Annotated in this window: 7 protein-coding genes; all 7 read right to left on the reverse strand. The window is 36.7% G+C overall.

Annotation, left to right across the window (positions count from 1 at the left end; all coding sequences use genetic code 11):
* Window positions 1-45: 45 nt before the first annotated feature.
* Complete coding sequence (locus E0H99_RS07580; protein WP_205728673.1) at window positions 46-2367, reverse strand: family 20 glycosylhydrolase; 2322 nt, start codon at window positions 2365-2367, stop codon at window positions 46-48.
* A gap of 68 nt (window positions 2368-2435) precedes the next feature.
* A complete protein-coding gene (locus E0H99_RS07585) occupies window positions 2436-3518 on the reverse strand; it encodes a phosphoglyceromutase (RefSeq protein ID WP_131993286.1) in 1083 nt (360 codons plus the stop codon).
* A 119-nt stretch (window positions 3519-3637) separates the two neighbouring features.
* Window positions 3638-4726, reverse strand: a complete 1089-nt coding sequence (locus tag E0H99_RS07590) for a glycoside hydrolase family 18 protein (protein ID WP_131993289.1) — start codon at window positions 4724-4726, stop codon at window positions 3638-3640.
* A 50-nt stretch (window positions 4727-4776) separates the two neighbouring features.
* Entirely contained in the window at window positions 4777-6237 is a 1461-nt protein-coding gene (locus tag E0H99_RS07595) for a glycoside hydrolase family 125 protein (protein ID WP_131993292.1), read from the reverse strand.
* 4 nt (window positions 6238-6241) lie between these two features.
* Window positions 6242-8527, reverse strand: coding sequence for a GH92 family glycosyl hydrolase (locus E0H99_RS07600; RefSeq protein ID WP_131993295.1), 2286 nt, complete (start codon window positions 8525-8527; stop codon window positions 6242-6244).
* Between the two features lie 116 nt (window positions 8528-8643).
* Complete coding sequence (locus tag E0H99_RS07605; protein WP_131993298.1) at window positions 8644-10920, reverse strand: GH92 family glycosyl hydrolase; 2277 nt, start codon at window positions 10918-10920, stop codon at window positions 8644-8646.
* 285 nt (window positions 10921-11205) lie between these two features.
* Entirely contained in the window at window positions 11206-13203 is a 1998-nt protein-coding gene (locus E0H99_RS07610; RefSeq protein WP_131993301.1) for a beta-mannosidase, read from the reverse strand.
* Window positions 13204-13601: the final 398 nt, after the last annotated feature.

Genomic DNA, 13601 nt, shown 5'->3' on the forward strand with positions numbered 1-13601 from the left:
TTTGTTAAAAAAGTTACTCGATAATTTTTTTATATTTTCATCTGACTATTCTACTATAATTTCATCTACAAATACCCATCCCGGTTTTCCTTCTCCGCTATGACCCGGAGGGCAAATATTACTTTTAGCAGTAACTCTTACAAATTTTACAGTTTGTGGACTAAAGGTTGTACTAAAATTATGCATCGCCGATTTCTGATTGATATCAACCGGATTGTTCACCGTTTTTATTTCTGTAAAAGTTTTCCCGTCTGCTGAAACCTCAAATTTCACGGATTGTGGTAAAAAAATCCAATCGCTATAATTTTGCAAACAACCCAATGAAATATTTTGAATAGTCTTAGCCTGACCTAAATCTATTGTTGCAATCATGTCTTTCCCGCTGAACCCATGCCAGTATTTACCCACTACGCTTGTCCCTCTAACTCCGTCTATTAAAGAATTTTGACCATCGGCCAAGTAATATTGACTTACCGGATTAGTATATTTGACAGTGCTTCCAACCGCTTTATGCATCACAAAATTTTGTTTTGCAGCCTGCAGTCCTTTTATTTGTCCATCCACTACTGTCGATGCTTTTAACACCAAAGAGGAATTAATAGCTATAGGCTTTTCATATTTATCGCTTTGTACCGTTGGTTCCGAACCATCTGTAGTGTACCGGATTTCTCCATTCAATGCTTCTGTAAAAAGGGTTACCATTAATGGTCCGTTTTCAGTGGAAGGCTTGATACTCACTGTAAAATTACCCGGAGAAAAGTGCAAGGCTTTTTGAGCATACCCTTTAAAATGATATTGCAAGCGCTCATTAAAACTATCCCAGTTTTTATTTTCTTTTGGATCCCACAACACTTCTGCCAATGCAGCCATACGTGGCAAAATCATGTATTCTAAATGTTCAGGAGTAGTAATATATTCTGTCCATATATTAGCCTGTGCGCCTAAAATATATGCTTCGTCTTCTTTATTTAATTCTTTAGGAATAGGGTCATAATCATAAACTCTTTTTACGGTATTGAAGCCTCCAATAGCCAAAGGCTCTCCTTCAGGACCCGCCTGATAATGATCAAAATAAAAAGGAGTACCCGGCGTCATCACCACATTGTGCTTCATCTTAGCTGCTTCGACACCACCAGCTTCACCGCGCCAGCTCATTACCGCAGCTTCGGGAGCAAGACCACCTTCTAATATTTCATCCCAGCCAATTATCTTTCTTTTCTTGCTGATAACAAATTTCTCAATTCGCTTGATAAAATAACTCTGCAATTCATGCTCATCTTTTAAACCCTCACTTTTCATTCTTGCCTGACAACGGGCACATTTTTTCCAAGGTCCTTTGTCAACCTCATCACCACCTATATGAATATAACTCGAAGGAAAGAGTGGCATCACTTCCGTAAGTACATCTTCTAAGAAAGAGAAAACTTCGTCATTTCCGGCACAATAATTAGATGACATATTCGAATAATTCCCCCCTGTCATAGGAAGTTGCGGTTGTTGGGTGCAACTCAATTGCGGATAAGAAGCAATGGCTGAAGCTACGTGGCCCGGCATTTCTATTTCAGGCACAACCGTAATATTTCTTTCTGTGGCGTATTTTACAATATCCTTGATTTGTTCCTGAGTATAAAACCCACCATAAGTAGGACGCTGTCCTTCTTTGGCCTGAGGTCTTTCGCTCCAATTTAAATGGGTTTGATCCACTCTCCAAGCTCCAATTTCGGTTAATTTTGGATATTTTTTTATTTCAATTCTCCAACCTTGATCATCCACAAGATGCCAGTGAAACACATTTATTTTATAAGAAGCCATCAGGTCGATGTATTCTTTTACGATTTCCGGGCCAAAAAAATGACGACTTACATCCAGATGCATTCCTCTCCATTTAAAACGAGGATAATCATTTATCACCATAATTGGCACTTCCAAAGCTGCATTGGTACGAATCGCCGGTAAGGTTTGAAAGATTGATTGCATGCCGTAAAAAACACCTTTTGGACTGCTCGCTTTAATTACAATAGCAGTTGAAGATACAGTTAACTGATATCCTTCTTCTTGAATGTCTTTTTCAATTACAAACTCCACTTTTTTCGCTGCAGCTTTATTTGATTTTAAAGAAAATCCTGAAATATTTTTAATATAGGATGCAAAAAAATCAGCAGTTGCTTTTAGCTCTTTTTGTGATTTCTTGTATTGGATAGCCGTATTTCCATCAATTGTAAAATTGCCACTTCCCATTTTAAGATCTACAGGTTTTGGAATAATAGAAGGCTGTTGTTGTGCATTCATTAGCACTGAAGCTAATAAAAGAAATAATAGAACTGAACTTCTAAGTGCCATAATCCTTTGTTTTATTATACTATTCATAGGTTACATTTTTATTTTGATACTCTAAAAAGAAGCTATTCTCAACTCTTTATGTTTTAACTAGTTTACTATTTCAATACTTCCGCCATCTCTTTAGCAATTGGATGATTGGCCTTAAAAGTATATCCCAGCAATTTAGTAATCGTCTGAGCAAATTGTTCCTGATAGAATTGTCCTTCCGTCTTTATTTCTCCTTTGCCGGTGATTCCCACTCCCATAGCTGCAAACCATATTTCGGATGCGCCTTGTATAGTTCTTCCGTGGCTCGTCCATTCTGCTTTTATCTTATCTCCTCGGCCATGATCTGTTGTAAAGACTAAAGCTGTTTTGTTTTTATACTGTGGATCATTTTGCACAAAATCCCATATTTGCTTAATCCATGCGTCTACTTGATGAGCAGCATCTAAATACGAACGATATTGTCCGCCATGCGCCCATTCATCTGTTTCTCCATAGGCGATATACAATACTTTTGGTTTATTCACTTTTAATTCCTCCAAAGCTTCATACTGCGTAAACACATCAAAACACTCATCTGCATGCCAAGGCTTATAGGAATCAGTCAACATATCATTGATCAGTTTTTGTTGGGCAGTTGGGTTATTCCCTCCTATTTTATCATAGGCTGAAGCTACAGGTATACCACTTCTTTTTTCGTTTAGGATTCTATCAAATGCTTCCCATGCTCCAAAAGCAGCAATTTTCCCTTTCAACTTTGGTTGTTGGTTTAAAAATTCCAATACAGTAACATGAGGATTCGGCTTATACTCATTTGAATTGATTGCGGGATCGGCATAACCAGTCATTATTTCGCTATAACCCGGATAACTAAACCAGTGTGGATTGGCATTATTTACCTTATTATTATAATTTCTGTTGCCATATAATTGTCCTTTTGAAGCAACTACTGACCACATAAAAGGCATCAGCTTTTCCCTGCGTTCTTTAACATCATCGTTCCAATATTTTTTAAAAATATAAGTACTGTCCCCTTGGTTAAATTTTCGATTATTGGCAATGGAAGAATCCATCCCTTTAAAAAGCTCCTGCCATCTTAACCCATCTGTTGTTATGATGATGATATTTTCTGCTTGTTGCGCATGAGAAATAACACTTGTGAAAACCAACAATAGTATTGCAATTTTTTTCATTTTATTTTTTATCAAGTTATAGATAATAGACTTTTCATTATTTTTTATAAACGCTTACAAAACCAATTAATTTGTTCTTTTTAACTGGATTAATATCGATTTAAAATATCCAAATTGAATTATTTAGCTGTTTTTATTTGATCTATCGCATCTAGCATCCCATTGCGCGAACTGTCTAAAACCAGTTCCCAAAACATAATACCACCCAATTTCTTTTGTATTGCATAGCTCGTCTTTGCCTTAACAGAAGCAATATCATCACCCGTAGCAAATAATTTTAATTTTTCATTATACCAGTAAGGTGCCTTTGCTTTTTTATCCCAAAAATATTCCCAACCATCAACTGTTGTAAATGAAGTGGTATATTTTTTAAAATTTACACCACCAGTTGGTTCACCAGATTGATATAAACCGTTATTAATATTGGATACTTCTTTCCAAATGCGGGTGTAAAAGGCTGCTCCAATAACCAATTTTTTGGCAGGTATTCCTAATTTTAATAAATAGCTTACCGCTTTGTCAGTAGATTCTTCATCTTTTTTGGTGCTAAACAATGGCGTATGATGACCCGTTACTTTTGAATAACCATTTACCAAATCGTAACTCATAATATTTACACGATCCACCAATGGCATTATTTTTTCCCATTCGACAGATTCGTCTAAATATTTCTGGAAACCTCCAGCCGCAAAACTAAGTTCATTCTTATTCCCTAAGGTTTGGCGAAGAATTTTTATAAGCTCCGTAAAATTATTTTTGTCAGCTTGTTGATACAAATGCCCTGGAACTCCTTCTATAGTGGGATATTCCCAATCTAAATCTATTCCGTCACAATTAAAATAAGTATTAACTTCTAGTACCGATTTTGCAAAAACTGCTCTTCCTTTTACTGTAGAAAAAACATCAGAACAAGGAGCACAACCGCCCCAACCGCCTAATGACAACATAATTTTTAACTGCGGATTTTTAGCTTTTAATGATACCAAATGTTTAATGGCAAGGGAATCTTTAGCCGTATCAACATTTAATTTTCCATCTTTTAAATGACAAAAACTATAAATAATATGTGTCAATTTATTTATCTCAAACTCATTTATCAATTTATCATCACCCGTGTAATACGCGATTACAGAAAGATTTTTATTGCTCTGAGCAGTTATACCACTAGCGATAAGAAGTAACAAAAAAAGGAGTTTTATACTTTTCATTTTTAAATTAGTATTATTTTTTTCCATGGTCATTGATATTGATATATTGCTTAAATATTCCTATCGCTTAAAATTTGAGGATACTTGTTACTCATATGAACAATCAATTCGCCAAATAGCGTATTAGCCCATGCAAACCATTTACGGGTAAATTTCATTGCATCGTCCTTATGAAAAGACTCGTGCATAAAACCGGTATCGCCATGCGTTTTAATCAAATTACTGATACACTTTCTGATTTCATTTTCATCTACACTGGTAATCGCTCTTAGAATAATACTCATTGGCCAGATCGTATCGGCACCGGTGTGCGGACCACCAATTCCCTCTCCTGCTTTTCCTTTATAGAAAAATGGATTATTTTCTGAAAGCACCACTTTACGGGTATTTAGATATAATTGATCATCAGGGGCAATGGCTCCCAAATATGGTAATGACAACAAAGAAGGGACATTGGCATCATCCATCATGTGAAAACTTCCGTAACCGTTAACTTCAAAAGCAATGATTTTTCCAAATTTTGGATGCTCTATAATCCCTTGTTCCTTCAAGCCTTGCTCCACTTGTTCTCTTAGTTCTTTGGCTTTAGAAACAATAGACTCGTCCTTCAATCCAGCAGAAGAGAACATTTCAACTAAATAACCAAGCACTTCAATGGCAAACATATTACTTGGAATTAAATAGCCAAACAAAGTACTGTCATCACTAGGTCTAAAAGTAGAAACAATCAATCCACAAGGTTTCACGGGATAACCGTAACCGCTCAATGGTACTCCATCGGTAGCCCATGCCGTATTACGCTGAAAAGTATATGGCCCTTTTCCGTCCATACGCTGTTGCTCTTTGAAAGTTTGCAACACCAGTTCCATGGCTTTTTTCCAATCGGCATCAAACATACTGATGTCCCCGGTATTTTTCCAATATTCATGCGCCAATCGGATAGGATAACACAAACTGTCGATCTCCCATTTACGCTCATGAATTCCCGGTTGCATTTTGGTCATATCATTCTTCCATTCGCTTACTTGGTTGAAATCTTTATAAAAAGCATTGGCATAAGGATCCAGAATAATGCATTTTGTCTGACGGTTGATTACCCCTTTTATCAGTTCTTGAAGTTTTTTATCTTCCTTGACAAAAGGAAGGTAAGGCCAAATTTGGGCTGTACTGTCGCGCAACCACATGGCATCAATATCACCCGTAATTACATACGTATCCGGCTTTCCATCGATGATTTCAAAATCTACCGTGGTGTCTAAAGTATTTGGAAAACAATTTTCAAATAACCAAGCCAGTTCCGGGTTTGCTATTTGTTTTTTTATTCTGACAATAGCCGCTTCGATTGCCTTGCTGGTAAATTTTCTTTGAGCCAGTGGCGGACGTTTACTGACAAAATCTTTCATTGGAAAATTAAAAATACTAGACTCAGAAGCAAAAACTTCCGACTGAAGTGCCAACAAACCTGCTGATAAAATTCCTGTGTTTTTTATAAATTTTCTACGTGATTGCATAGTATTATTTTGAAGTTGAATAAGAATATGGATAACTACTCGCTGATGTTCCTCTTTTTTGATTGGCTGTATTGCTCATGTCAAAATTTAATTCGCCACCTTTCAACACATCAAAATGGTTGATAAAGTTCTTAGTATGGGTTGAATTATTCCATTTTAATTCCTGAACATATTTATTATCTTCTGAATTATTAGGTGCATTTATGATCAGTTTCTTCCCGTTCTCTAATTCCAAAGTTACTTTCTTGAATAATGGTGCTCCTAGCACATACTCCTCTGTTCCTGGACAAACCGGATAAAAGCCCATCGCTGAAAAAACATACCAAGCCGAAGTTTGTCCGTTATCTTCATCACCGCAATAGCCATCCGCCGTTGGTTTGTACAAACGATTCATCACTTCTCTTGACCAATATTGTGTTTTCCAAGGCTGGCCCGCATAATTGTACAAGTAAATCATGTGCTGAATCGGTTGATTACCGTGCGCATATTGTCCCATGTTCATAATTTGCATTTCTCTGATTTCGTGAATAACCGATCCGTAATAACTGTCGTCAAAAACGGGAGGTATGGTAAACACTGAATCCAATTTAGATACGAATGTTTTTTCTCCACCCATTAAACCAATCAATCCATTTATGTCGTGAAAAACACTCCAACTGTAATGCCAGCTGTTTCCTTCGGTAAAAGCATCTCCCCATTTAAACGGGTTGAAATTAGCAGGGAAACTTCCGTCTTTATTTCTTCCGCTCATTAGTCCAAATTTTGGATTAAAAACGTTTTTATAATTCATCATTCGTTTTTCAAACAAATTGATTTCTTTCTTCGGACGTTTTAGGGCTTTCGCCAATTTCCAAATAGCAAAATCATCGTAAGCATATTCCAATGTTCGTGCGGCATTCTCATTAATTTTTACATCATACGGCACATAACCTAAAGTATTGTAATACTCCGCGCCTTTTCTGCCTACCGCATCCATTGGGCCTTCGTTATTGGCTCCATGCAACAAAGCTTCATACAAAGTATTGATGTCATAATCGCGTAATCCTTTCATATAAGCATCCGAAACTACAGATGCCGAATTGTTCCCCACCATCACATTTCTGAAACCTGGACTGGACCATTCCGGTAAAAAACCACCTTCTTTATAATCGTTGATCAAACCTTCCTGCATTTCTTTATTGATGGAAGGATAAACCAAATTCAACAACGGATACAAGGCTCTAAAGGTGTCCCAAAAACCAGTTCCGGCATACATATAACCAGGCAAAACTTTACCATTATAAGGACTATAGTGAATAATTTTTCCTGTAGCATCTTTTTCGTAATGCTTTTGAGGGAAACAAGCCGTACGGTATAAACAAGAATAGAAGGTTCTTAACTGGTCTTCACTGCCACCTTCAACAGTTAATTTCCCTAAAACTTTGTTCCATTCCTTTTTAGAGTCTGCAACGGTTTGTTCAAATGAAGCCTTTCCTAATTCAGTTGTTAAATTCAATTCTGCTTGTTCGATACTGATAAAAGATGAAGCCACTCGTACACTGATTTTCTCTCCTTTTTTGGTTTTGAAACCAACCACTGCACCAACATGATTATCTGTCAACTCCAATTTATTTTTCTCCAAAACCTTGTCATGCCAAGTATCATTCGATGCAAATGGTTTGTCGAATATCAAAACAAAATAGTTTTTGAAATTAGTTGGAACGCCACCACTATTTCTGGTAGTATAACCAATGATTTTATTTTCTGACGGGATTATTTTGATATGCGACCCTTTATCAAAAGCGTCGATAACTATAGAAGACTGCTCATTTTCAGGAAAAGTAAATTGAAAATGTGCCGCTCTTTCGGTTGTGGTCAGTTCTGTGGTCACATCAAAATCGGCAAGGTATACACTGTAATAGTGCGGCTTTACGATTTCGGCTTTATGGCTGAACCAACTCGCTCTTTCATCCTCAGTAAAAGCTAATTTTCCTGTTACCGGCATAATCGAAAACTGTCCGTAATCATTCATCCATGGCGAAGGCTGATGCGTTTGTTTGAACCCACGGATTTTTTCAGCCGTGTAATTATAAATCCATCCGTCTCCCATTTTACCGGTTTGCGGTGTCCAGAAATTCATTCCCCAAGGCCTCGCAATAGCAGGATAGGTATTCCCATTAGAAAGACTGTGTACTGATTGCGTTCCCATCAAAGGGTTTACATATTCTACAGGATCAAAAGTTTTATTTTGTGCATTAGCGGCTAAGCATAAAAAAAGCAAGCCGAAAAAAATTAAATTTTTTTTTCTCATAATTTCATTCTTAAATATATACTGCAAAATGTATGTGTTAAAATGTGAACTGCCGCTCAAAATAAACCTACAAGGGTTTAAAAACCCTTACAGGAGCACTGAACACTGCAAACTTGTTACAAAGGTCTGTCTTCCTTTTTCGCACCCCAAGTAGTCGAAGGCATGCTGCCCATATACAATTTCAGCTCACCACCTTTGGTAACCATATCGTGGGTGATGTATGATTTTGTATATGGTTTTCCGTTAAATTCTGCTTTTTGAATGTACATATTAGCAGCACTGTTGTTTACTGCTGTCATTTTGAATGAAACGCCATTCTTAGTTTGTACCGTTGCCTGATTTACCAAAGGACTTCCCAAAACATAGATTCCATTCGCCGGATTAACCGAATAAAAGCCCATAGCTGAGAAAACGTACCAAGCTGACATTTGCCCTAAATCTTCATTACCGCATAAACCATCAGGCTTGGTCGTATAAAAAGTATCGGCAATTTCGCGTATCAATTTTGCCGTTTTCCAAGGCTGTCCTGCATAAGCATACAAATATGGAATATGATGATTGGGTTCGTTTCCTTGAGCATATTGCCCTACAAAACCACTAATATCTGGTGAAGCATTCTCACCTACCACTCCTTCTTGTTGGGTAAACAAAGAATCTAGCTTTTTTGTGAATTTTTCTTCGTTACCAAATAATTTTATCAAACCGTACGGATCTTGTGGCACTAACCAAGTGTATTGCCATGCATTTCCTTCCACATAATCGTCTTCACGATGTGATGATGAAAGCGGATTGAACGGCTCGCGCCACTGACCATTTTTTAATTTACCTCTCATGAACTCGGTTTTCGAATCAAAATAAAGCTCATATAATTTGGCTCTTTTAGAGAAATACACATAATCGTCGGTTTTGTTCAATGCTTTTGCCATCTGGGCAACGCACCAGTCATCAATAGCGTATTCTAAAGCGTTTCCAACGCTTTCCAACTGCGAATCAGCTGGAATGTATTCTAACTTTTGAACATAATCCATACCCGCACGGGTTTGCATCGATGTCTTTTTAATAGCTTCGTAAGCAAGCTCAACATCGTAGCCTCTATATCCTTTCAAATAAGCATCTACAATAACGGCAATTGAGTGATTCCCATTCATGGTATTGGTTTCGTTACCCATCAAATGCCAAACTGGTAGTCGTCCTTGTTGCTGATAGATTGCCAAGAATGATTTTACAATATCATTGATTTTGTTTGGTTGAGTAATGGTGTACAAAGGGTGTAAAGCACGATAAGTATCCCAAAGTGAAAAAGTGGTATAATTAGTAAATCCTGCTTTTTCGTATACTTTTTTATCGGTTCCTCTGTAATCGCCATTCGCATCATTAAAAATAGAGGGCGCAAACATGGTGTGGTACATAGCGGTGTAAAAAACCTTTTTAGTTTCATCATCCGCACTGATCTTAATTTTTCCTAGTTCTGCATTCCATTTTGAATCAGCTTGTTTTACTGATTTTGCAAAATCCCAATGCGGAATTTCGGCTTTTATATTTGCCAAAGCATTTTCATAACTCATCGGAGAAAGTCCCACTTTGACTAAAACCTGTTTGTTTTTTAAACTTGCAAAATCGATAACCGCTTTTAATCTTGTTCCTTCTGCTTCGCTTCCTTTTAATGCTGAAATGCTGTCATATAAGGAAATAGCCGAAATAGGCTGAGAAAATTCAATGGCAAAAAACAGGCGTTGATCATCAGCCCATCCTTTTGAATGACGATAACCAATGATTGTATTCCCGCTTATTTTTTTGATGTATGTTTTCACAGGTTTGTCCCATCCTAAACCATCGGCCAAGTCCAATAAAACATGAGAATCATCAGCAGAATTAAAAGAATATTTATGAAAACCAACTCTTTCCGAAGCCGTTAACTCTGCTTTTATTTTGTATTTATCCAATAAAACGCTGTAATAACCTGGTTTGCTGATTTCATTTTCATGTAAAAAATAAGAACCGTAACCATTTTGCATGTCTTCTTTTGTTCCTTTTGTGAGCGGCACTTTTCCGGTTACTGGCAATAAAAGAATATCATTCAAATCACCAATTCCCGTACCGCTTAAATGTGTATGGGTAAAACCCAGAATGGTATTACTGGCATAATTGTAGCCGCTACACCAATCCCAACCTTCAAAAACATTGGACGGCCCCAATTGAACTGCTCCAAAAGGAACATTGGCACCAACAAATACATGACCATGCCCGGCAGAACCGATAAATGGATTTACATATTGACTGTAATTTAAAGGAACTTGTTTTTTTGCTTTTACTTGCGATACTGCCGGCTGAGCAAATAATAAACTCAATACGGCAATTCCTGAAACCGCTATTCTACTATATTTTGCAAACATTATTCTTTATTTTTAAAATTAAATTAAAACTAACTAATTAGCAACCAATAATTTTCGTCACCATATTTATACCTACAAGGTCTTAGAGACCTTGCAGGATTGGCTGTCTTACAAGGTTTACAAAACCTTGTAGGTTTGTCTTGACCTTATTTATACCTGTAAGCTCTTGAATACCTTGCAGGATTAGCTGTCCTGCAAGGTTTATAAAACCTTGTAGGTTTGTCTAGACTAAACAACATTTAAATGGCGACTAAAAATAATTAGTTACCAAAAATTTCATTCCTTTTATTTGTATCTGTTAAGCACGTCATACAAGGAAGTAACTTTTATAACAGGCTTTATTATTTTACCTTCAAACGAAATTCGCATTTCTTTTCCGGCTTCTAAATCCATGTAATTATCACTCAATTTTCCTGTATAATCTTTAATGTCAACATATACATATTTCGCAGGTTTCGTGGCTTTGATGATTATTTCATTCCCTATTATTTTCCAACTGATCTGCGGATCTTCTAAAGGTAAATCTTTAGGACGCTTGAGGTCAATCTCGGCAACTTTATCATCACGATACGCTTCTCTTATGGCGTACCAAGCTGCTTTGGGTTGACGATTGTTGTAATCGGTGATACTCCAGCTGGCTGTTGGCCAGCAATCATTAAGCTGCCAAACCAAAGTCCCCATATTATAAGGAGCCTTTGAACGATGAATCCCAACAATGTTTTTTAACGAATAATATTGCAAACACTGGGTGAGATAAGTATAATCTTCTACATTCATCTTTTTCACTTTGGTCGAATCGATAAAATAACGATCCAAATACGAATTCAACTTCATAAAACCATTCCCGGCTTTCTGATGCGCTTTTAATACATCTGAAAATAAATGACGGTCTTCAGGCAAAGTAAATTTTTCTATAGATGAATAATTAGGCATGGCTTGCATCCCGTATTCACTCACAAAACGACCTGTTTTGTTTTGCACGTTTTCAATATCTGCTAGTCCCCACCAAGTTCCCCAGTAGTGGCTGTCGCCTTCTGTATAACTTTTCTCTCTTCCCCAACCAAATAATGGAGAGCTGCTGATATATGGTCGGCTTGGATCAACTTCTTTCACCCATTTTGGAATACTGTCCTGAAACAAACGAACGTAATCTTTCCATAAACGAGTCGAGTCTTGTTTAGACATATTCATGGATTTTTGCCATCCCCAATTTTTAAAGGCTTCGTCGCTTTCGTTATTTCCGCACCATAAAACAATGCTTTTGTGATGACGCAAACGCTTTACCTGATATTTCACCTCCTCTCTGACATTGTCAAAAAAGGCTTTATCTCCAGGCACCATTGTTCCGGCAAACATAAAATCCTGCCATACATTGATTCCGTATTTATCACATAAATCATAAAAACAATCGTCTTCATAAATCCCTCCACCCCAAACACGAAGCATGTTCATATTGGCATCTTTAGCCGACAAAATAATCTTTTCATATTCTTTTTTGGTCACTCTCGAAAGGAAAGCATCCGAAGGAATATAATTAGCCCCTTTCATATAGACCGCTTTGTCATCAATTTTAAAATAAAATGATTTTCCAAGGCTGTCCGGTTGTTGTACTAATTCTATCTTTCGGCTTGGAACAAAAGGTTTCTCTGCCTCTTTTTCATCATAGGATTCTAATCGTACTTCTTTCCAAATTCCACAAGTGGTAAATTTAGGTCCCCAATCCCATCCAAAATGATATTGGGCTTTGCGTACATATACGCGAGGATTATCCGGAATTACAAAAGGCAAATCTTTCTTGGCTAGTAAATCAACTACATTTTGCGCCGATAGAAAGACAACCACTAATTTATTCGTACCGGGATGCAAATACTTTTTCACATCAACACGCCATTGGCGGAACATGTTATTCGCCTTTAATACTAATTTCCCATTCAAATAAACGGTTGCATAGGTATCGAGCCCGTCAAAAACAAGTTCCGTATTTTTTTTCTTTAACATTGCTGGAGTTATCAGGAAAGAAGTTTTATACTCCCAGTTTTTTTTTTCTATCCATTGCAGTTTTTTCTCATTGTCACGATAGTACGGATCTGGTATTAATTTGTTGTTCAGCAAATCGGTATGTACTTCTCCGGGAACTGTAGCGGCATTCCATTTTGCAGTTTTCTCCTGACGAAATTCCCAGCCTTTTTTTAGAACTACTGAACTATTTTGAGCATTCGCCACAAAGAACAAGTTCGAAAAACAAAGGGTTACAAACCAAAAAAAGGCTTTTTTACATTTCATTGTGAGGAAGTATTAAAATCATTATTAATGTGTAAATTTCTATTGGACAAAAGTGTTTTATCCTTTGGCAACACCTTTATTATATACCATTTATTGAGTTAAGTATTTCAAAAGTATAAAAATATATAATTTATCATTATTAAAATTACCTAAAGCAGTTTTGTTCCTATTGTGAAAAAATTCGCAAATAATTCTATTCGGTAGATCATTTAAGAGATTATTGGAAGTAACTCCATTTTTTTCAGCAGACAGCAAAGTAAAATACTTTGTCAGTTGCGAAAAAAAAGGTGATAAAGACAAGAAACTAAATCCCTAAATAACATCAAATTTTTACGCTTCCTTTTTTTATTAGAAATATCAAACTGATAAAATAATAAAACCGAGTCAGGAGGAAAACC

The organism is Flavobacterium sp. GT3P67, assembly GCF_004349155.1.
Classification (GTDB): Bacteria; Bacteroidota; Bacteroidia; order Flavobacteriales; family Flavobacteriaceae; genus Flavobacterium; species Flavobacterium ranwuense.

Bases quoted from the DNA above. Each gene is read 5' to 3' on its own strand.
- E0H99_RS07580 (WP_205728673.1), bottom strand. From the start codon at position 2,367: ATGAATAGTATAATAAAACAAAGGATTATGGCACTTAGAAGTTCAGTT.
- E0H99_RS07585 (WP_131993286.1), bottom strand. From the start codon at position 3,518: ATGAAAAAAATTGCAATACTATTGTTGGTTTTCACAAGTGTTATTTCT.
- E0H99_RS07590 (WP_131993289.1), bottom strand. From the start codon at position 4,726: ATGAAAAGTATAAAACTCCTTTTTTTGTTACTTCTTATCGCTAGTGGT.
- E0H99_RS07595 (WP_131993292.1), bottom strand. From the start codon at position 6,237: ATGCAATCACGTAGAAAATTTATAAAAAACACAGGAATTTTATCAGCA.
- E0H99_RS07600 (WP_131993295.1), bottom strand. From the start codon at position 8,527: ATGAGAAAAAAAAATTTAATTTTTTTCGGCTTGCTTTTTTTATGCTTA.
- E0H99_RS07605 (WP_131993298.1), bottom strand. From the start codon at position 10,920: ATGTTTGCAAAATATAGTAGAATAGCGGTTTCAGGAATTGCCGTATTG.
- E0H99_RS07610 (WP_131993301.1), bottom strand. From the start codon at position 13,203: ATGAAATGTAAAAAAGCCTTTTTTTGGTTTGTAACCCTTTGTTTTTCG.